Source organism: Nakamurella alba, from assembly GCF_009707545.1.
GTDB classification, from domain to species: domain Bacteria; phylum Actinomycetota; class Actinomycetes; order Mycobacteriales; family Nakamurellaceae; genus Nakamurella; species Nakamurella alba.
The window spans coordinates 13,929-33,290 of record NZ_WLYK01000007.1; the positions used below are offsets into that span (position 1 = coordinate 13,929).

Consider the following 19,362-nt stretch of genomic DNA (forward strand, 5'->3'; position numbering starts at 1 on the left):
CACCGGGTCGGCTTTCAGTGTTCTTCAGCGGCCGTCAGTGCTCGCCGCGTCGCCGCACCCGGACCGCCACCAGCACGGCACCGCCGAGCAGGAGCAGCAGCACGCCCCACACCGCGGGTGTCTCCACCGGCGCACCGGTGGCCGACAGCTCGCGCGAGCTGCTGGTGGTGGCGGTCGTCGTGGGGGTGGTGACCGTGTCGGAGGTCGTGCTCGTGCTCGGGGTGGTGGTCGGCGGGACCGGAACCTGGGTGGTCGGCGGCGGTGGCGTGGTGGTCACCGGGGCCGGCACCACCGAGTACCGGTACGAGAACAGCGCGAGGACGTCGCCGGTGGTGTTGGAGCCGACGGTGCCGCTGGTCGGTCCGCCGGCCTGCGGCGGGGTGATCAGGGCCAACCACCCGGACACCACCTGAGCCCCGGTCGCCGGGATCTGCAGCCGGACCTCGATCGTGCCGGTGGCGCCGGGCGCCACCTCGACGATCTGCACGGTGTCCGGGACCTCACCGGTCGCCGAGACGAAGGCGTGCCCGGCCGCGTCCGTCACCGTCGGGTCGAAGCGGGCGGTGCGGACCTGCGCGGTGACGGTGGCCGAGCCCGCCGGGCTGGTCCCGACCACCGGCCCGACCGGGCCGAGGTAGGTGGACCAGGCGCCGGGCACCAGGTCCTGCGCCCCGACGGTCACCCGCGGCGAGGTGCCGGCGGCGGTGAGCAGATCCGGGACGCCGGACGGTCCGGACGCCTCCAGCACGATCGGCGTGCTCGCCTGCGCCTGCACCGTCAGTGCGGTGCTGAACTGCGGGATCACGAACATCGGCTGGTCGAAGAACTCGGTGACCGGCAGGGTCTGCGCCGCCTTGCCGGAGGCCACCGGCAGATCGACGGTGACCTCGCCGGCCAGCCGTGGATCGACGGTGAACTCCAACGGGGTGTCCCCCGGGTTGGTCACGGAGAGCCGCACGGTCCGGGTGCTGCCGGCGACGATGTCCTCACCGGCCGGGAGTCCGGACGCGGTCCGCGCCGTGGCGTCGGTGGACAGCACCATCCGGTACCCGATGTCGGCGTCGGCCTTCAGGGTCAGCGCATCGAGCACCATCAGCACGACGGTCCAGCGCCCGGCGACCGGTGGAGCAACCGTCTGCTGCAGGGACCGCGGGGCGGTCTTCGAACTCGGGTCGTTGCCGGTCACCGAGGCGACGGTGCCGTCCGGCCGCACCAGCATGCCGAGGACGTCGCCGACGAACCCGTCGTCGAAGGTGGTCGCGGCGGTGAGGGAGATGGTGCCGTTCGGCACGTCGACCTCCCGGGTGATGACCTGGTTCGGGCTGCGCCCGTTGCCGGTGAAGGCGAGCCCGGTCAGTTCGACCGGGCCGGCGCTCAGGTCGGCCGGGGTGCGCAGCACGACCGGCACGGTCAGCTGGTCGTCCACCCGGAGCATCGCGGCGACGTCACCCGGGGCGGACGGCATCGGCACCGTGGCCCGGACGGTGGTGGTGGCGCCGGGCGCGAGCACGGTCGTGTCCGCCGCCGCTGCCGCCAGGGTCCGGCGGACGCCGAGGTCGACGGCCAGTTCGCCGGTCCACGGGTTGTCGGCGCCGGCCTGCAGCACGAAGGTCCAGGTGCCGGCCTCCGGTGCGGGCAGCCAGATGCGCAACCCGCGCTGGCTCCAGCCCCAGGCCACCGGCGTGCCGTCCGGATCGAGCGCGACGATCTCCGCGGTCGACTCGACGTCCGGGTCGCCGGGCGCGACGGCCACCCGGACCGATGCCCAGGCCGTGCCCGCCGGGATCTCCACCTCCTGGGTGGCCGCGACCAACGTGCCGCCCCAGTAGCCGTCGGCGTAGGTCTCGGCCGCGGGGTCGAAGGCGATCGGGAAGTGGCCGCCGTCGGTGCTGTCCTCGACGGTGATCCGGGCATCGGACAGATCGACCGGCGTCGGGCCGGCGTTGGTGACGGTCGTCTCCAGCTCGGTGCTGCCGGTGGCCGCTGCCTGCAGCTGGGCGTCTCCGGCGATCAGCGAGTCCTCGACCGGGCCGGCAGGAAGGTCCGGCGAGGTCGGTGCCGGGTCCGGGAGATTGCGGGCGGCGATCACCGCGGCCCGGGCGTCGACCAGGCCGGCGCCCTGCTGGTCGGCGGGCAGTCCGAGGTCGGAGGCGGTGCCGGTGAGGATCAGCCGCACCTGCTCCGGGGTGGGCGAGGCCCCGCCGTGTCCTTCCCGGTACGCCTCGATGACCAGGGAGGCGATGCCGGCCACGAACGGCGCCGACTCGCTGGTCCCGGCGAAGGCGAGCAGGTTCGACGGGGTGTCGCGGTTGCCGACCTCGTCGCACTTCTCGTACTGCGGGGCGGTGGAGCACGCACTCCAGCCGGCGTCGCCCGGCGCCACCAGGTCGATGGTGCCGCCGCCGACCGTGGTGCCGGACGAGGAGAAGTCGGCGATCGTCGCGTCCGGCCAGCCGCCGGAGCCGAACCGGGTCATCCCATAGCCGCCCACCTGGCTGGCGAGCCGGCCGGTGATCGAGGCGCCCACCGAGATGATCCGCGGATCGGCGGCCGGGCTGCCGATGGTCGAGGTGGTGCCGGAGTCGCCGGACGAGACCACCACGGTGACGCCCGCGTCGAGGGCGGCGTCGTTGGCGGCCTGCACGGCGAGCAGTGCGGAACGGTCCGGGACCACCGGTCCGCCGAAGGACTCGCTCAGCACGTCGGCACCGTTGGCCACGGCCCAGTCGATGCCCTGGACCAGGCCACCGGTGGTGAGGTTGCCCTGGTCCTGGCTGTCCGCGACCAGCACGTCGGCCTCGGGGGCAACTCCCTCGATGCGGATCCAGCAGTGCCCGTCGGGCAGGGTGACGGCCAGCGGGTTGATCACGTCGGCGACGTCGTAGGTGACCCGGCCCTGGGCGACGATCGACGACACGTCGCCGAACGCCTCCGCCGCCTCGCCGGAACCGTTCAGGCCGTCGGCCCCGAAGCTCACGTAGTCGGTGATCGCCGACGTGCCGTCGGCCCGCTGGAAGTCCGGGTTCTCCGGGTCGATGTTGGTGGTGACGATGCCGACCGTGACACCGTCGCCGTCGTAGCCCAGCGCGTGCGCGGTGGGCTCGCCGGCATCGTCGGAGCGGACCCGCATGGTGCTCAGCGCCTCCGGCTCGAGCTGCGGCTCGGTCTCGGTCCCGGTGCAGGCGTCGGCCGGCGCGGCCGTCGGCGGCAGGCTCGGCGGGGTGGCGGCCGGTGCCTGCGGCCGCGGGGTGACCCGCTTCGCCGGGCTGACCCCGGCGCTGATCACCTGGTCCGGGGCGACCCCGGCCACGCGCGGATCGGCGGCCAGCTGCCGCTGCTGCGCCGCGGTCATCGTGGCCACCATGACGTTGGCGGTCCGCAGGTGCCGGACGTCGGTCGGCGCCGCTCCCTGCAGTCCGGCCAGCACCGCCTGCTGCTGCGCGAGCAGGTCAGCGGAGCGGTCCGTCACCGGGGTCCCGGCCAGCTGGTCCCGCAACGTCACCACCACGGTCGACGACGGGCCGGTCGCGGCCGCGAGCACGGGGGTGGCGGTGGCGGTCGCCGCGAGGACCATCGCCAGCAGGGTGGTGGCGGTGCGGCCGGCGGTGCGCCGCGCTCGTCCGGGTGTGCGCATCAGACCTCATCAGGGGAGCGGTGCGATCACCCGGACGACTGCTCCGCCCGGGCTCGATTGCAGAGAGTATCCAGTGAAACCCGCACCGTAGCCAACAGGAAGCTGACGTGGCGTCGCTCGACCGATGCCCGGATGATCGGCACCACCGTCACAGAACCACGGAGGCCCGTATGACCACAGGAACCGTGCTGGTCACCGGCGGCACGGGCGGGCTGGGGCGGGAGGTGGTGCGGCTGGCGCGGGAGGCCGGGACGTCGGTGCGGATCGCGAGCCGACGCCCCGCACCCGTCGGAACCTCACCGGACGAGTTCGCGACGGTGGACTGGACCTCCGGCGCCGGGCTGCTCGCCGCGCTGACCGGAGTCACCACAGTCATCCACTGTGCGAGCGGGTCACCGTCCGGTGAGCGGGAGACGATGGCCGCGCTGCTCGAGGTCGCGGGCGGCCGGCCCGATCCGCCGCACCTGGTGTACATCTCGATCGTCGGGGTGGACCGCATCCCGCTCGGCTACTACCGCGCGAAACTGCAGGCCGAGCAGGACCTGCAGCGATCCGGGCTGCCGTTCTCGATCCTGCGGGCCACGCAGTTCCACAGCCTGGTCGACACCCTGCTCCGGGTGCTGGAGAAGGTGCCGCTCGTCCTGCCGGTGCCGGCCGGGATCCGCTTCCAGCCGATCGACACCACCGTCGTCGCCGCGGCCCTGCTCGACCTCGCCGGCGGCGACCCCACCCGTCGGATCGGGGAGATCGGCGGGCCGCAGGTGGAGGACCTCGCCGACCTGGCCACCACCCACCTGCAGGCCCTCGGGAAGCACCGGCGGATCGTCCGGCCCCGCCTGCCGGGCAGCGCGGTCCGGGCGCTGCTCCAGGGCGGCAATCTGACGCCGGAGCACCGCACCGACGGTCCGGACTTCGCGACCTACCTCGCGCGCCGCCGGCTCCGGTCCTCGCGGGAACGTTCCGACACCGGCGACGGGTAACGTCGCACCGGCGGTCCGGACGGCCCCGGCCTGGTGTGCGGCCCGCCGACCGCCCGCCGCTCTCGCCACGAGAGGAGCCATCGTGCCCGCCACCCGCTCCCTGAGCACCCCCAAGGCGAACCGGTTCTCCCGGCCGCACATCCTCGACGCGGACTCCTTCGGCACGCTGAGCGAACAGTTCGCCCGGTACATGGGCACCTCGAAGTTCCTGCTGCAGATGTCGCTGTTCATCGCCGGCTGGCTGGCGTGGAACTCGCTGGCGCCCACCGACTGGCGGTTCGACCCCTACACCTTCACCTTCCTGACCCTGCTGCTCAGCCTGCAGGCGAGTTACGCCGCCCCGCTGATCCTGCTGGCGCAGAACCGGCAGGACGACCGGGACCGCACCGAGGCGCGGATCGACCGGGAACGCGCCGCGATGGGAGTGGAGATCAACTCCTTCCTGGCCCGCGAGCTCTCCGAGATGCAGCGCAAGCTCAACGACCTGTCCATGGACATCAACATGTCCAACCGGAACGCGTTGTCCCGCAAGAAGTTCTCCGCCCGGGACAAGGAGCTCAACGATCGGCTGGACCGGATCGAGCAGGCGGTGCTGGCACTGACCGCGAAGGTGGACCCGCCGCCGGCGAAGCCGCAGGCCAAGGCGAAGAAGGCGCCCGCTCCGGAACCGGCACCCGCCGACTGACCCGCCCGCCGACCGACCCGGCCACGCCGACAGACCCGCCCCACCCAGAACCCGACCGAGGACCACCACATGCCCCGTGTCCTGCCCCTGCTGCTCACCGCGGCCGGTGTGGCCGCCGCCGCGCAGCTCACCCGCGCAGCCTGGGGACTGCCCGCCGCACTCGGCGCCTCCCGCCGGCGCATCGCGCCGGTCGCCCGGACCAGCCGCGCCTTCGACGGCACGGCGTTCCGCAACCGGATGCCCAGCGAGGTGGTCGGCCTGTCGTCTCTGCCGGCGATGCTGCGGCAGGCGCGCGCCCACCGTGGCCAGGGCAAGCCCGCCCGGCCGATCCCGGTCGGCAGCGGCGTGGTGCCGGTCGAGGCGGGCGACCTGGCGGTCACCTGGTTCGGCCACGCCAGCGCGCTGATCGAGATCGACGGCGCCCGGATCCTGGCCGATCCGGTGTGGGGCGACCGGGTCTCGCCGTCGGCGGTGGTCGGGCCGCATCGCATGCATCCCGTGCCGCCGGGCGTCGCGGCGCTGCCGACGGTTGATGCCGTGTTGCTCTCCCACGACCACTACGACCATCTCGACCTACCGACCGTCCGCACCCTACTGCACACGCAGCAGGCGCCGTTCGTGGTGCCGGCCGGCATCGGCGCGCACCTGCGCGGCTGGGGCGTACCCGAGGACCGGATCGTCGAGCTGGACTGGGACGGCGAGGTGGAGATCGCCGGCATCACCCTGACATGTGTGGAGGCGCGCCATTTCTCGGGCCGCGGACTGAGCCGGAACACCACACTCTGGTCGTCCTGGGCGCTGCGTGGCCCACGGCACACCGTGTTCTTCGGCGGCGACACCGGCTACCACCCCGGGTTTGCCGAGATCGGCGCCCGGTTCGGCGGTTTCGACGTGACGCTGATGCCGGTCGGCGCCTACGGCCCGCAGTGGCCGGACATCCACCTGGACCCCGAGGAGGCCTGGCGCGCGCACGGCGACCTCGGCGGCCGTACTTTCGTCCCGATCCACTGGGGCACCTTCGATCTCGCGTTCCACACCTGGTCGGAACCGATCGAAAGGCTGCTCACCGCCGCCGGCGAGGACCGCCGCTCGACGATCGTCGTCCCGCGCCCGGGGGAACGCTTCGACGTGCTCGCGCCTGCCGACCCGGGGCCGTGGTGGCGCGAGATCGCCTGAGCCACACGGAGTTCCACCGCCAGGGGGGCTACAGCACCCCGGTGCGCTCGCTGACCCGGGCCAGGATGTCCTGGTGCACCAGCTGCACCGGCTGGTCTGCGTCCACCGTCTCGACCACCGAGCCGTAGAACGACAGCAGCGGCTGGGTGCGCTCGCGGTAGATCGCCAGCCGGCGCTCGATCGCCTCGGTGGTGTCGTCCGACCGGCCACGTACCAACGCCCGCTCGACCAGCACCTCGTACGGCGCGGTCAGCACGATCGCGGCGTCGACCGGGGCTCCGCCGATCAGCATCGCGTCCAGCCAGTCGGCCTGCTCCGGCGTGCGCGGGAAGCCGTCCAGGATGAACCCGTTCCGGGCGTCGTCCTCCCGCAGCCGGTCGGCGAGCATGGCCTGGGTGATCCCGTCGGACACCAGCTCGCCGGCGGTCAGCGCTGCCTGCGCCTGCTTGCCGAGATGGGTTCCGGCGGCGATGTTCTCGCGGAACAGGTCACCGGTGGAGATGTGCGGGACACCGAAATGCGGGGCCAGCAGCTGCGCCTGGGTGCCCTTGCCGACACCCTGCGGACCGAAGATCAACAGCCTCATCGTCGAGCGCCTTCCGTTCGGGCACGACCGGAGTCACCTGCCCGCACCGGGAACGCTCCGCCGACCGCTGTCGGCCCGTCCCTCGTCGGACTCCGGTCCTGCTCGGCCGTTCCGGTCCCCCGTGACGGCCGGTCAAGTGGGTTGGCAGCGACGATAACCAGGCGATGATCGATCTTGTGCTGTCGCCTGTTTCACTGAATCGTAAAAGGTGGTGCAGGACACCAGACTTCGCCGCCCCGGCCTGTTCGATCCGGTGCGGTCATGATCATCGGTGTGCGGAATCCGGTGTCGGGACTCCCGTCACCGTGAGCGCCGTCACGTCGACCGGATCACCCTCGTCCCGGTCAGACACCGAGTCGGGCGGCCACCTGGTCCACCGGTGGGTTGGTCAGCGAGCTGCCGTCGGCGAAGACCACGGTCGGCACGGTGCGGTTGCCGTTGTTGAGGCTCTTCACCAACTCGGCCGCGGCGTCGTCGTGGTCCACGTCGATCTCCGTGTAGTCGATGCCGGCCTCCTGCAGGTCCGCCAACAGCATCTGGGAGAACGGGCACCAGCTCGCCGAGTACACGGTCAGATCGCTCATGCCCGGTGCAACACCTGCTCAGCCGCGGTCGATTCCCGGCATGATCTGCCCGGCCATGAATGCCGCGACCGACACCAGCCCCGACACCTCGCCCGACTCGTCCGAACGGACCAGGGTGACCCGGCCGGCGCCGACCACCGTGCCGTCGGGCCGCAGCGCGGTGTTCTCGTCGATCGCCACACCGCTGCCCACCAGACCGGCGGCCGCCGCCGCGACCAGCCGGCCGAGCGTGCCCCACTGCGCGGCATGCACGTCGACCGCCGGGCCGAGCAGCCCGAGCCCGTCGACGACCGACAGCTCGTCCAGGTCCTCCCCGGCGTCCTCCGGGCAGACCGGCCGGCCGTCGAGCACCCAGCCGCCGACGACGGCCCGACCCGCGGCGATCGCCGCGCCCGCGGAGAAGCCGGCGTACGGATGTGTGCCCAGGAAGACCCGGAGCCGATCGGCCACCGGGGCCAGCGCCGCGGCATAGGCCGGGGTCAACCCACCGCAGACCAGCAGCGCGTCGGCAGCCTCCACCGTGCGCAGCGCCTCCTCCGGCACCACGTCGGTGAACAGCACCGGCACCGGCGTGCAGTCAGCGGTCGCGGTCAGCACATCCGCCCAGCGCCGGAACTGCTCCGACCCGTCGCCCTCGTCGAACACCGCGCAGGCGATCCGCGGCACCGCGCCGCCCGCCGCGTCCCGGGCATCGGCAACGAACGGCCCCCACACCGCGTCCCGCCACTGCGGGTCCCACCCGCCGCCGATCAGATGACCACTCATGTCCCTCGTCCTCTCGTCCTGCCGGTAGTACCGCGCTCAGGAGCGCCCGGGCGCCACCGAAGTACGTGGCAGGCTGGATCCGGTGATCGCCGGACCGCCCGACGCCGACCGGGAGCTGCCCGCCGCCGTCGTCGAGATCGCCCGGATCCACGACGCCACCCCGGTGTGGCGCAACGAAGCCGGCGGGATCACCCTGCGCGGGCACGGCGTCCACATCAAGTGGAGCCCCATCGGTGGCCCTGATCTGCGCCGTGAGCAGGAGCGACTGATCTGGGCCGCACCGTTCACCACGGTCCCGGAGCCACTGGAGCACCGGTCCGACGGGACCGGTGAGTGGCTGGTCACCCGCACCGTCGCGGGGCGGTCCGCGGTCGATCCGGACTGGACCCTCCGGGCGTCGACGGCGGTGCCGGCCATCGGGCGCGGGCTGCGCGAGCTGCACGAGGCCCTGCCGGTCGACGACTGCCCGTTCCGCTGGGACCTGGACCTGCGACTGGGCGAGATCGACGCCGGACTCGGGCACCGCGACCCGGACGACTGGGGGCAGGAGCACCGGCATCTGGACTTCCCCGCCGCCCGGCGGCTGCTGGCGGACCCGCCGCCGGTGGACGGACCGGTCGTCTGCCACGGCGACGCCTGCGCGCCGAACACCCTGCTCGACGAGGACGGCACCCCGGTCGCCCACGTCGACCTCGGCCGGCTCGGCACCGGTGACCGGTGGGCGGACCTGGCGATCGCCTCGCTGAGCTGCACCTGGAACTACGGGCCGGGCTTCGAGGAGCTGCTGGTCGAGTCCTACGGAGTCGACTGGGACCCGCGGCGGATCGCGTACTACCGGTTGCTCTGGGATCTCGGACCCTGACCCGGGCGTTCCGGACAGACCTCCCGAACGGCCGCGACGCGGCTCATCGACCGTTCGCGAATCGTCAGCCGTAGAGGCCTCTGACCTGCGGCGACGCCGATCGGTCGAAGAAAGTGACCCGGGTCTCCCAACCATTCCCGGGCCCGCGTCGTTCGATAACGAAGAGGGTTCGATCTTGAGCCTTCAACGATTCATGGGATGCACTCAGGTTCTCCCTGTGTGATTCCGCAGCGGTTCCGGTGAGCTGTTCCTCGAACGGCCGCCACCGGAGCCGGGTTCGACGAGATGTCCGAGACGACGAACGATGGGACGCGACACATGACCGCGATGCGCATGAGACACATCCGAGCAGCACTGGCCGGAGCGGCCGTGATCGGGGCGTTGTCGGCCTGCACCGCCCAGCAGGCCGCCACCACCACGACCACCGCCGGCACCACCGCCGCCGCCGAGACCTCGGCGGCCGCCACGTCCGCAGGCAGCAGCGAGGACCTCTCCTCGGGATCGATCACCGTCAGCAGTGCCGAGTCCGCGGGGTCGTCGGAGGACACCGCGTCCTCGGCGGACAGCACCGCGGCCCCGGCCGACAGCTCGACCGCGGCCGCCGACGACGGCACCTACGCCGACGGCAGCTACACGGCGACCGGCACGTACCAGTCGCCGGCCGGGCAGGAGAGCGTCGAGGTCGAGGTCACCCTGACCGACGACGTGGTCACCGAGGTCACCGTGACCCCGCAGGCCTCGAACCCGAACTCGGTGCAGTACCAGACGATGTTCGCCGAGAACGTGTCGTCCGAGGTCGTCGGCAAGAGCATCGACGAGCTCGCGGTCTCCAAGGTCGCCGGCTCGTCGCTGACCAGCGGCGGTTTCAACGCGGCCATCGAGCAGATCAAGACCGAAGCCACCCAGGCCTGACCGTGCCCACCCTCGCCTTCGAGGCCATCGGCACCCACTGGCAGATCGACACCGATCTGCCAGTGGGCGCCGGCCTCGAGGCGCGGGTGCACGACCTGATCGAGGACTTCGATCGCACCTGGTCCCGCTTCCGGTCCGACTCCATCGTCACCCGGCTCGCCGCCGGGCCGACCGACTGGGCACCGGACGCGGACGGTGCCCGGATGCTCGACTTCTACGACCTGCTCTACCGGGCGACCGGCGGCGCGGTCAGCCCGTTGGTGGGCCGGACGCTGGAGCACCTCGGGTACGACGCGTCGTACAGCCTGCGGCCGCGGCCGGGCACCGTGCCGGTCCCGGCCTGGGCCGAGCGGATCGACTGGGACGGCAGCACTCTCGCCGTCGCGGACGACACCCTGCTCGACGTCGGCGCCGCCGGGAAGGGCCTGCTGGTCGACCTGGTCGGCCAGGCCCTCGCCGACGGCGGCGTCGACAGCTTCCTGGTCGACGCCGGCGGGGACATGCTGCACCGCGGGCCCACCCCGGTCCGGGTGGCGCTGGAACACCCCGCCGACCCGACCCGGGCCATCGGGGTGGTCGAGCTGCGCGACGCGGCGATCTGCGCGTCGGCGAGCAACCGCCGGGTGTGGGGCGGGCACGACCCGGCCGGCCCCGTGCACCACGTGCTGGACACCGGCACCGCCGCACCCACCGGCGAGGTGGTCGCCACCTGGGCGATCGCCCAGTCCGCGATGGTGGCCGACGGTCTGGCCACGGCACTCTTCTTCGCCACCGGCCCCGCACTGCAGGCAGGACTTCGAGAAGCAGCAGCAGGCACCACACCGGCGCCCCATTTCCACTACGTCCGGATGACCGCCCGCGGGGTCGTGACCCACGACGCGGGCCTTCCCGGGGAGGTATTCCGATGACCACCACACCCGCCACCGGCACGCCCACGGGCACTCCTGGCACAGGCACCACGGCCACAGGCACATCAGCGGCCCCCGGCACTGCGTTGAAGGCACCCAACAAGGTGATTGCCGGCGGCACCACGCTGCTGGGCAGACTGGACCGCATGCTCGGCAGGGTCACCATGTACCGGCTGGTGCTGATCGTGCTGGCGGTGCTCGCCGTCTACTCGATCGTGCTGGCCGCGTTCGACGTGCTGTTCTTCAGTCCCGGCGCGATGCTGGTGAGCCTGGCCATCGCGGCGGTGACCGTCTACGGCAGCAGCTGGATCGCGGCGAAGGTGGTCGGCGCGCACACCCACCTCGAGTCCTCGCTGATCACCGCGCTGCTGCTGTTCTTCCTGCTGTGGCCGGACCTGTCCGGCGGGTACCTGCTGGCGGTCGCACTGGCCGGCGTCTTCGCCGGGCTCAGCAAGTTCGTCCTCGCCTGGCGCGGCCGGCACATCGCCAACCCCGCGGCGATCGGCGTCGTGCTGGTGACCGTCATCGGCCAGGGCGCGAGCGTCTGGTGGGTGGCGAGCGAGGCACTGTTCTGGCCGACCCTGGTCGGCGCCCTGCTGGTGCTGTTCCGCACCCGCCGCCTCGGCTTCGCGCTGATCTTCGTGATCCCCGCGCTGCTGATGACGATCAAGGCGCAGACCGACTTCGGCGCCACCCTGGGCGCCGGCATCGAGACCGCGCTCTACTCGGCGCCGATCCTGTTCCTGGCCGGCTTCATGCTCAGCGAGCCGCTGACCCAGGCACCGCTCCGCTGGCAGCGGGCGGTGGTGGCCCTGGTCGTCGCGTTCCTTTACGTGCAGCCCCTGTACTTCCCCGACCTGTTCATCAGCTTCACCCCGGAGCTGGCCCTGGTCGTCGGCAACGTCATCGCGTTCTGCTTCGGCCAGCGCAAGGGCCTGGACCTGACATTGCGCGAGCGCAAGGAGATCGCCCCGGGCCTGCACGAGCTGACCTTCTCCAGCCGCCGCAAGCTGCGCAGCAGGGCCGGCCAGTACCTCGAGCTGCAGCTGCCGCACCGCGCCGACAGCCGCGGCACGCGACGGGTGTTCAGCCTGGTCAGCTCGCCGAACTCGGACGACGTCGCGATCGCCACCCGGGTGCCGGCGGAGAAGTCGTCGACGTACAAGCAGGCGCTGGCCGGACTGGAGCCGGGCCAGCAGGTGCGGGCCACCGGTGTCGCCGGCGACTTCCTGCTGCCGCGGCGGCTGGACCGCAAGGTCGCCCTGGTCGCCGGCGGGATCGGTGTCACCCCGTTCGTCGCGCAGGTCCGGCACCTGCGGGAGACCGGTGAGCACCGCGACGTGGTGATGATCTACGCGACCGCGTCCACCAGCGACCTGGCCTACCTGGACGAGTTGGGCGGGGTGCCCGGCGTCGTCGTCAGCCCCGACCGGCCGCCGGCGCTGCCCGCCGGCTGGAGCTGGCACCAGGCGCCGTTCGTCGGCAAGGATGCGCTGGAGCAGTCCGTGCCCGACCTCGCCGAGCGGTCGGTCTACGTGTCCGGTCCCCCGGCGATGGTCGCGGCCGTACGGCGGTCGGCGAAGCAGGCCGGCGCCCGCCGGGTGCACACGGACGCCTTCACCGGCTACTGATCGCCTCCCCCGGCTCCACCGTCGGCGGCGCCCTCCGGTGCCGCCGACGGTGTGACCACGCCCCGTGTGGGACCGGTGACTCCCGGGTACCGGGTGGAACTGTCGGCGGCGGGCACGTGCAGGCGTCACCGGGGTGGTCGGTGCCGTACCGTTCCCGCCGATCAGGAACGGTGTCGGGACGGCGGGTGGGTCGAGTGGCTCGGACGGATCCGGGGCGTCGCCGCGCCCGGGCCCGGTCGTTCCCGGTCCTCCTTCTCCTGCTCCCGGCCCTGGTCGTCGGCGCCTGCAGCCCGGCGTCCCCGGCGCCCGCCTCCCCGACGGATCCCGCGCCGGCGAGGAGCAGCAGCGCGCCGGTCACCTCCCCGACCTCCCGTCCGGCACCGGCCGTCGACAGCTCCACGTCCGCCACCCCGAGTGTGCCGAGTACTCCGAGCGGTACGACGCCTTCTCCCACGCCGGACGAGGCGCAGTTGATCGCCGCCGGGGACGAGGTGGTCCGGTCGGTGGCCGATGCCCTCGCCGCCGACCTGCTGTCCGGCCGGCGCGACGACTTCGTCGCCCGGTTCGGCGCGGAGCTGCGTGCCCGGGCCGGCCATTGGTTCGACAACCAGCGCGCCCTCGGCGTGGAGGCGGCGACCTTCTCCACGCTGCCCGGCGGACTCACCGGCGACGGGCAGGGCAAGGAGCTGCAGCGCACGGTGGTCCTCGGCATCCGCAGCCCGTACGACGACCGCGGATCGCTGCCGGGGCTGTCCTACCGGCTGACGGTCGGCAGCACCGACGGCGTCCGGCGGATCACCGGGTTCGCCCCCACCTACGTCGACGACCCGATGAACTGCGACTGCGTGCTGGAGGTGACCCGTGGCGACGAGGTCGCGGTGGTCAGCCGGCGCGACGACAGCACGCTGCAGGGCTGGCCGGACGAGGTCGCGCAGAAGGCCGGCCGGGCCCGGGACTGGATCGGCGAGCGGCTGGACGGGACCGGCCTGCGGGCCCCCCGCGGCACCGTCGTCTTCCTGGCATCCGCGCCCTATCGCTGGTTCTCCTCCGCCGCCGCCGGGACCCAGGTCTCCAACGGCACCTTCTCGCTGGCCGAGGCCGCCGGTCGCTACCCGGGGACGAGGGCGTCACCGGACTCGAGGATCGTGCTCATGCTCGCCGACTCGGCCGGCGAGGTGCTGCACCCGTGGGGCGCCGGCGCCATCTACGCCCAGGACGTGCTGGTGCACGAGATGACCCACCAGCTGATGACCCGAAACTCGGCGCTGACCTACAAGGTCGGCGAGGAACCGCTGGCACTCTGGACCATCGAGGGCATCGCGGTGGCGATGGAGGTGCTGCACCGCCGCAACGGCACCGACCGCAACGACGTCTACCCGCTGCCGGACGACCTGGACAACGTGGACCCGACCTGGATCCGCGAGCACGTGGCGGCGGCGCTGCCCGACCGGACCCTGCTCTACCAGCAGGACGTCCGGGAACGGAACAACTGGTACGCGTTGTCCGGCACGGTGTTCCTCTACCTCGCCGACACCGAGGGCACCCGCACCATGCTGGACGTGGCGCGCTCCGTGTACTCCGGCAACGGCCGCACTCCCTTCGCCTACTTCCCCGACCCGGACCGGGAGGGCGCCACCCTGGCACCGGCCGCCGCGGAGAAGGACTGGCGGGAGTGGTTGCAGCAGCGGTACGTGCACTGACCGGTGCCCTGCTGCGATCCGGCCGGGGCCGTTAGGCTCGGGATCATGCGCGCACTGGTGCTCACCGGGCCGGGGAAGGCGGACGTCCGCGACGTCCCCGCGCCGGTGGCCGGCCCCGGACAGGTCGTCGTCGACGTGCACCGGGTGGGGGTGTGCGGCACCGACGTGGCCTTCCTGCGCGGCACCATGCCGTACCTGGCGACCGGCCAGGCGGTCTACCCCCTCCGGCCGGGACACGAGTGGTGCGGCGCGGTCTCGTCGGTCGGACCGGGTGTCGACGAGTCCTGGACCGGTCGCCGGGTGTCCGGCGACACGATGCTCGGGTGCCGGCGGTGCGACCGGTGTGCCCGCGGACTGCAGCACGTCTGCGCCGACCGGTTCGAGGTCGGTGTGCTGGGCGGGTGGCACGGCGCGCTGGCCGAGCAGGTGCTGGTGCCGGTGACCAGCCTGCAACCGTTGCCGGACAGCGTGTCCGACGGCGCCGGCGCCATGGTGGAGCCCGGCGGCAACTCCGCCCGCGCGGTGCTGCGCGCCGGGGTCGCCGCCGGCGAGCGCGTCGCGGTGATCGGGCCCGGCACCCTCGGCCTGCTGGCCGCCGACTTCGCCCGGGCCGCCGGCGCCGAGGTGCACGTGCTGGGCCGCTCCGCCGGCGGGCTCGACCTGGCCCGCGGCCTCGGGGTGGCCGGGGTGCACCGGGTCGACGACGTCCCCGCACTGGAGTTCCAGGTGGTGATCGACATGTCCAGCGGGGTCGGGATGCCGCGCCGGGCATTCGATCTCGTGGAGCCCGGCGGCCGGGTCGTGCTGGCCGGGATCGCCGGCGAGCCGACCGCGATCGACGTCCGCGAGCTGGTGTTCAAGGACGTGACGATGATCGGCGACCTGTCCGGTTCCCCCGCGGCGGAGTTCACCGTCGGCGCCTTCGCCGACGGCACCGTCGACCCGGAGCCGCTGGTCGCCGCGACCGTCCCGCTGGAGCGGGCGGCCGACGTGCTCGAGGGGTGGCGGCCCGAAGACGCCGGCCCCGGGCCCAAGATGCACATCGACCCGCGCCGGTGAGGCCGGCCCGGTGATCGACGTCGACGCGGTCGCCCGCGCCGCCGCCCGGGACGCCGAGGACCTGGACCCGGCCCTGCTCGGCGATCTGCTGCCGGTGCTGTCGGTCGCTGTGGCGTCCGGGACCCGGATCAGGAAAAGGGATCTCGGCACCTTCTCGGAGATCGGCAAGCATGCCGCGGGCCGCGGTGTGGTGCTCCGCTCGCTGATCGACCTCTACCTGTCGGCGGCCTGGCGGCTGTGGCGGCGGCTGCCGGAGGTGTCCGCCGACGACCCGAAGGTGGTGGCGCGCGCGGGAGAGGTGATGCTGCGCGGGGTCTCGGAGGTGACCGCCGCGGTCATCGAGGGATTCCAGTTGGCCCGACGGGATCTCGTCCGGGCCCAGGTGGCGGCGCGTCGCGAGCTGGTGGACGACCTGCTGCTCGGCGGCAGCCATGCGGTCCCGGCACTGCTCGACCGGGCGTCCCAGTTCGGTCTCGATCTCGCGGGACCGCAGACGGTGGCGGTGGTCTCGGCGGAGCAGCCGTTCACCGACGCCTCCCCGCTGACCGCACTGATCGAGCGGTCACTGCTCGGCGCGAAGGCGGACGCCGATGCCCTGGTCGCGACCAAGGACGACCGACTGGTGGTGATCTTCGCGGCGCCGGACCGGGAGGCCATCGACTTCGTCGTCGACCGGCTGACCGACGTGCTGCCGAGAACCGGTGGAGCGGTCAGATTGTCGCGAACCGCTGCGGTCGGCGACTGGCGGATGGGCGTCGGCCGCCCCCGGCCCGGTCCCCCCGGCGTCCGACTCGCCTACGAAGAAGCCCTGGAAGCGCTGGATCTCGGTGACCGACTCGGTGGGCAGGGCCCGGTGTTCGACGCCGCACAGCTGCTGGTGCACCGGGTACTGGTCCGCGACGAGCCGGCCATGCGCGACCTGGTGACCGCCGTTCTCGACCCGCTGCGCACCGCGCGCGGCGGCCCGGAACCGTTGCTGCAGACCATGGAGGCGTACTTCGCGGAGGGCGGCAACGCCACCGCCGCCGCCCGCCGTCTGCACCTGTCGGTGCGCGCTTTCACCTACCGGCTGGAGCGGATCGCCGCCCTGCTCGGCCACGACCCGGCCGATCCCGCCGAACGATTCACGCTGCAGACCGCCGTCCTCGGCGCCCGCCTGCTCGGCTGGCCCTGACCCCCACCCGCCCCCGCGCGAGGATCTTCATCGCTTGCGCGTAGGAAAATGGCGACAACCGTCCCACCTGTACCAAAAGGGGCACGATCACACGCGCAGGCGATGATGATCCTCGCGCCGGGTGGGGGGTGGGCTCAGTCCTTGACCACCACGACCACGAGGTCGAGGGCCATGGTGCGGCCGAGGATCTTCTCGACGCCGGGGTGGGAGAGCAGGCGGACGGCGTCCTTGCTGGAGAGCTGGCCGACGGCATGCAGTTCGAGGGCGCCGTCGGCGGCCAGGGTCGGGTCGGCCATGTCGAGCGTGACGTCGAGGACGGCGCCGTCGGTGGTCAGCAGGCCGTCGAGCAGCCAGCGGCCGTCCTGACCGGCCGGCCGCAGGGCGCGGGAGACGAAGCTGATGGTCGGGTTGGCCTCGCTGTCGATGATCCCGGCGCCGTGCAGCAGGGCATCCATGGACGAGCTGCCGCTGGTCAGCGAGCGGGTGTCGACGGCGACCTCGACGGTGCTGGCCAGGTGGTCCTCGGCCAGCTCGACCTGGCCGGTGACCCGGCCGAACCGGCCGGTGGCGGTGGCGAAGATGCCGACCTTGACCGACACCTTGAGCGCGGACCGGGAGCACTCGATCGTCCAGCGGCCGGCGGTCAGCCCCTGGACGGAGCAGGCGGTGACCGTGCGGTCGACGGTGGCGGTACGCGCCATGGTGGTGCCTCCTGCAGCTCGATCGGTGGTGCGCCGGTGCTCCCGGCTGGTGGTGATCGGACTCGTGACACCCGGGTTCGGTTCCGTCCCGGCTCGTACTTTCCGACGCGGATCAGGAGCGCCGGTCGCCGTCGCTGATACCGGCGCGTGCGTCGACGGCCCCACGGGCTCCGGTCATCTTGCCGGACTCCGGCAGTCCGACCCGACGATGTCAGCCGGATGTTGCGCTGGTTCCGCAAGCTGTCGGCAGGCATCCTGGGTCAGGTGAGCGGCCGGTGCCCCGGTCCCGGGCCGCGGATCCACCAGATCCACCAGATCCAACAGATCCCCCAGTCATCCGAGAGTTCCCCAGCATCCGAGAAGGAGCAGCCACATGACCGTCCCGCTGTGGGGCTGGCTCGCGTTCGGCGCGGTCGTCGTCATCATGTTGACGATCGACCTGCTCGCCCACCGCGGCGCACATGTCATCAAGTTCAAGGAAGCCGCGATCTGGTCCGCCGTCTGGGTGGGCCTCTCGCTGATCTTCGCCGGCGTCATCTTCGCCACCATGGGCTCCGAGGCGGGTGTCGAGTTCACCACCGCCTGGTTGCTGGAGAAATCGCTCTCCGTCGACAACCTGTTTGTCTTCGCCCTGATCTTCGGGTACTTCGCGGTGCCCCGTGAGTACCAGCACCGGGTCCTGTTCTACGGCGTCATCGGCGCGCTGATCTTCCGCGGCATCTTCCTCGCCGCCGGCGTCGCGATCGTCAACCAGTTCACGGTGATCCTGTTCGTCTTCGCGGCGGTCCTCATCTACAGCGCCTTCAAGCTGCTGCGCGAGCAGGACGACGAGGACGCCGACATGAGCAAGAACATCGGCGTGCGCCTGCTGCGCAAGTTCTACCCGGTGTCGGACGAGTACCACGGCACGAAGTTCTTCATCAAGGAGGCCGGCAAGCGGGTCGCCACCCCGCTGCTCGCGGTGGTCGCCGCCATCGAGGCCGCCGACCTGATCTTCGCCGTCGACAGCGTCCCCGCGGTGCTGGCGGTCAGCGACAACACCTTCATCATCTACAGCTCGAACGCCTTCGCGATCCTGGGCCTGCGGGCGCTGTACTTCCTGCTCGCCGGGCTGTTGAAGAAGTTCCACTACCTGGGCAAGGGTCTGGCATTCATCCTCGCCTTCATCGGCGTGAAGCTGATCCTGCAGGCCTCGCACAAGATGATCTCCACCTCGATCCCGGAGATCCCGTCCTGGGTCTCCTTGATCGTGATCGTGGTGGCCCTGGCGGTCTCCATCGTCTGGTCGATCCTCAAGCCCCTCCCCGAGGAGGAGGACGAGGACACCGGGACCGAACAACTCGCCGGACCCGACGGGCCGGACGGCGGTGGTGGTGCGATCACCTCGGCCGGCGACGGACCCGGCGCCGATCTGCCGGGCAGCGGGGTCAACCCCGGCGGGCCGGGTCTGACCAAGACGCCGCCCTCGCGCGAGTAGTCCACACGATCCGAACGGGCCGTTCCCTCACCGGGAGCGGCCCGTTCGGCGTTCCGGGGGCAGGAGCAGAATTCGGTGCAGAACGGCTGTCGATCCGGAACCGGCGCTGCGTCATGGGTGCGGACGGGCCGCACGGCCCGGCACATCGCGATGGAGGAGACCCGCCATGGAGTACATGATCCTGATCTACCGCGAGGAGACGGACGCGCCGGAGCCGGGCACGCCCGAGCACGGGCAGATGATGGCCGGCTGGCTGGCCTTCAACCAGCAGCTGATCGACAGCGGCCACTGGGTGACCGGCGGCGGCCTGCAGCTCAGCACCAGCGCGACGACCGTGCGCCGGTCCGGCGGCGCGGTGGACACCCTGCTGGACGGCCCCTACGCCGAGACCAAGGAACAGCTCGGCGGCTTCTACCTGGTGAGGGCGGACGATCTGGACGCTGCGCTCGAGCTGGCGAAGGCAGTACCGCTGCCGGACGCTCTCGTGGAGGTCCGGCCGCTGACCTACCGGCCGGACGCCGGCTGAAC

Annotated in this window: 17 protein-coding genes; 12 read left to right on the forward strand and 5 right to left on the reverse strand. The window is 72.3% G+C overall.

The window, feature by feature from the left end; translation table 11 throughout:
• Positions 1 to 34: 34 nt before the first annotated feature.
• On the reverse strand, positions 35 to 3,634 hold the full coding sequence (locus tag GIS00_RS17505) for a S8 family peptidase (protein ID WP_154769761.1): 3,600 nt from the start codon (positions 3,632 to 3,634) through the stop codon (positions 35 to 37).
• Between the two features lie 170 nt (positions 3,635 to 3,804).
• Here GIS00_RS17505 and GIS00_RS17510 point away from each other — a divergent pair, with 170 nt between their 5' ends.
• The 3 genes from GIS00_RS17510 (at position 3,805) to GIS00_RS17520 (ending at position 6,475) form a co-directional block, all read left to right on the forward strand.
• Positions 3,805 to 4,614, forward strand: a complete 810-nt coding sequence (locus GIS00_RS17510) for an SDR family oxidoreductase (protein WP_154769762.1) — start codon at positions 3,805 to 3,807, stop codon at positions 4,612 to 4,614.
• Between the two features lie 82 nt (positions 4,615 to 4,696).
• A complete protein-coding gene (locus GIS00_RS17515; protein ID WP_322098077.1) occupies positions 4,697 to 5,299 on the forward strand; it encodes a DUF1003 domain-containing protein in 603 nt (200 codons plus the stop codon).
• A 69-nt stretch (positions 5,300 to 5,368) separates the two neighbouring features.
• The gene (locus GIS00_RS17520) at positions 5,369 to 6,475 is read left to right on the forward strand and encodes an MBL fold metallo-hydrolase (RefSeq protein WP_154769763.1); all 1,107 of its coding nucleotides are present in this window, start codon (positions 5,369 to 5,371) and stop codon (positions 6,473 to 6,475) included.
• A gap of 28 nt (positions 6,476 to 6,503) precedes the next feature.
• Here the strand turns inward: GIS00_RS17520 and GIS00_RS17525 are convergent, their stop codons facing one another.
• The 3 genes from GIS00_RS17525 to GIS00_RS17535 all read right to left on the reverse strand — a co-directional run bounded on the left by GIS00_RS17525 (position 6,504) and on the right by GIS00_RS17535 (position 8,410).
• Positions 6,504 to 7,061, reverse strand: coding sequence for an adenylate kinase (locus GIS00_RS17525; protein WP_154769764.1), 558 nt, complete (start codon positions 7,059 to 7,061; stop codon positions 6,504 to 6,506).
• Between the two features lie 344 nt (positions 7,062 to 7,405).
• Positions 7,406 to 7,645 (reverse strand): mycoredoxin, encoded by a 240-nt coding sequence (locus GIS00_RS17530; RefSeq protein WP_154769765.1) that lies wholly within the window; start codon positions 7,643 to 7,645, stop codon positions 7,406 to 7,408.
• Positions 7,646 to 7,663: 18 nt separating this feature from the next.
• Positions 7,664 to 8,410: a type 1 glutamine amidotransferase family protein gene (locus tag GIS00_RS17535; RefSeq protein ID WP_154769766.1), complete on the reverse strand. Its 747-nt coding sequence runs from the start codon at positions 8,408 to 8,410 to the stop codon at positions 7,664 to 7,666.
• A gap of 82 nt (positions 8,411 to 8,492) precedes the next feature.
• Here GIS00_RS17535 and GIS00_RS17540 point away from each other — a divergent pair, with 82 nt between their 5' ends.
• From GIS00_RS17540 to GIS00_RS17570, 7 genes are all read left to right on the forward strand, one after another.
• Complete coding sequence (locus GIS00_RS17540) at positions 8,493 to 9,272, forward strand: aminoglycoside 3'-phosphotransferase (protein WP_322098078.1); 780 nt, start codon at positions 8,493 to 8,495, stop codon at positions 9,270 to 9,272.
• A gap of 333 nt (positions 9,273 to 9,605) precedes the next feature.
• The gene (locus tag GIS00_RS17545; protein WP_230313776.1) at positions 9,606 to 10,184 is read left to right on the forward strand and encodes an FMN-binding protein; all 579 of its coding nucleotides are present in this window, start codon (positions 9,606 to 9,608) and stop codon (positions 10,182 to 10,184) included.
• Between the two features lie 2 nt (positions 10,185 to 10,186).
• Positions 10,187 to 11,092 carry an FAD:protein FMN transferase gene (locus GIS00_RS17550; protein WP_322098079.1) on the forward strand — a complete coding sequence of 302 codons (906 nt, stop codon included), beginning with the start codon at positions 10,187 to 10,189 and terminating at the stop codon, positions 11,090 to 11,092.
• On the forward strand, positions 11,089 to 12,723 hold the full coding sequence (locus tag GIS00_RS17555; RefSeq protein ID WP_154769769.1) for a hypothetical protein: 1,635 nt from the start codon (positions 11,089 to 11,091) through the stop codon (positions 12,721 to 12,723). The genes GIS00_RS17550 and GIS00_RS17555 overlap by 4 nt, the downstream gene beginning before the upstream one ends.
• Positions 12,724 to 13,193: 470 nt before the next feature.
• Entirely contained in the window at positions 13,194 to 14,423 is a 1,230-nt protein-coding gene (locus tag GIS00_RS17560) for a hypothetical protein (RefSeq protein WP_154769770.1), read from the forward strand.
• A gap of 45 nt (positions 14,424 to 14,468) precedes the next feature.
• Positions 14,469 to 15,482: a zinc-dependent alcohol dehydrogenase gene (locus GIS00_RS17565; RefSeq protein WP_154769771.1), complete on the forward strand. Its 1,014-nt coding sequence runs from the start codon at positions 14,469 to 14,471 to the stop codon at positions 15,480 to 15,482.
• A 10-nt stretch (positions 15,483 to 15,492) separates the two neighbouring features.
• Positions 15,493 to 16,656: a PucR family transcriptional regulator gene (locus GIS00_RS17570; RefSeq protein ID WP_322098080.1), complete on the forward strand. Its 1,164-nt coding sequence runs from the start codon at positions 15,493 to 15,495 to the stop codon at positions 16,654 to 16,656.
• 134 nt (positions 16,657 to 16,790) lie between these two features.
• On the opposite strand, the gene GIS00_RS17575 is transcribed toward GIS00_RS17570, so the two are convergent.
• Complete coding sequence (locus GIS00_RS17575; RefSeq protein ID WP_154769772.1) at positions 16,791 to 17,357, reverse strand: YceI family protein; 567 nt, start codon at positions 17,355 to 17,357, stop codon at positions 16,791 to 16,793.
• Between the two features lie 373 nt (positions 17,358 to 17,730).
• Between GIS00_RS17575 and GIS00_RS17580 the strand changes: the two genes are divergently transcribed.
• Together GIS00_RS17580 and GIS00_RS17585 are read left to right on the forward strand one after the other, a co-directional pair.
• Positions 17,731 to 18,834 carry a TerC family protein gene (locus GIS00_RS17580; RefSeq protein WP_154769773.1) on the forward strand — a complete coding sequence of 368 codons (1,104 nt, stop codon included), beginning with the start codon at positions 17,731 to 17,733 and terminating at the stop codon, positions 18,832 to 18,834.
• A gap of 166 nt (positions 18,835 to 19,000) precedes the next feature.
• Entirely contained in the window at positions 19,001 to 19,360 is a 360-nt protein-coding gene (locus GIS00_RS17585; protein ID WP_154769774.1) for a YciI family protein, read from the forward strand.
• Positions 19,361 to 19,362 lie beyond the last annotated feature (2 nt).

Bases quoted from the DNA above. Each gene is read 5' to 3' on its own strand.
- GIS00_RS17505 (WP_154769761.1), bottom strand. From the start codon at position 3,634: ATGCGCACACCCGGACGAGCGCGGCGCACCGCCGGCCGCACCGCCACC.
- GIS00_RS17510 (WP_154769762.1), top strand. From the start codon at position 3,805: ATGACCACAGGAACCGTGCTGGTCACCGGCGGCACGGGCGGGCTGGGG.
- GIS00_RS17520 (WP_154769763.1), top strand. From the start codon at position 5,369: ATGCCCCGTGTCCTGCCCCTGCTGCTCACCGCGGCCGGTGTGGCCGCC.
- GIS00_RS17525 (WP_154769764.1), bottom strand. From the start codon at position 7,061: ATGAGGCTGTTGATCTTCGGTCCGCAGGGTGTCGGCAAGGGCACCCAG.
- GIS00_RS17530 (WP_154769765.1), bottom strand. From the start codon at position 7,645: ATGAGCGATCTGACCGTGTACTCGGCGAGCTGGTGCCCGTTCTCCCAG.
- GIS00_RS17535 (WP_154769766.1), bottom strand. From the start codon at position 8,410: ATGAGTGGTCATCTGATCGGCGGCGGGTGGGACCCGCAGTGGCGGGAC.
- GIS00_RS17545 (WP_230313776.1), top strand. From the start codon at position 9,606: ATGAGACACATCCGAGCAGCACTGGCCGGAGCGGCCGTGATCGGGGCG.
- GIS00_RS17555 (WP_154769769.1), top strand. From the start codon at position 11,089: ATGACCACCACACCCGCCACCGGCACGCCCACGGGCACTCCTGGCACA.
- GIS00_RS17565 (WP_154769771.1), top strand. From the start codon at position 14,469: ATGCGCGCACTGGTGCTCACCGGGCCGGGGAAGGCGGACGTCCGCGAC.
- GIS00_RS17575 (WP_154769772.1), bottom strand. From the start codon at position 17,357: ATGGCGCGTACCGCCACCGTCGACCGCACGGTCACCGCCTGCTCCGTC.
- GIS00_RS17580 (WP_154769773.1), top strand. From the start codon at position 17,731: ATGACCGTCCCGCTGTGGGGCTGGCTCGCGTTCGGCGCGGTCGTCGTC.
- GIS00_RS17585 (WP_154769774.1), top strand. From the start codon at position 19,001: ATGGAGTACATGATCCTGATCTACCGCGAGGAGACGGACGCGCCGGAG.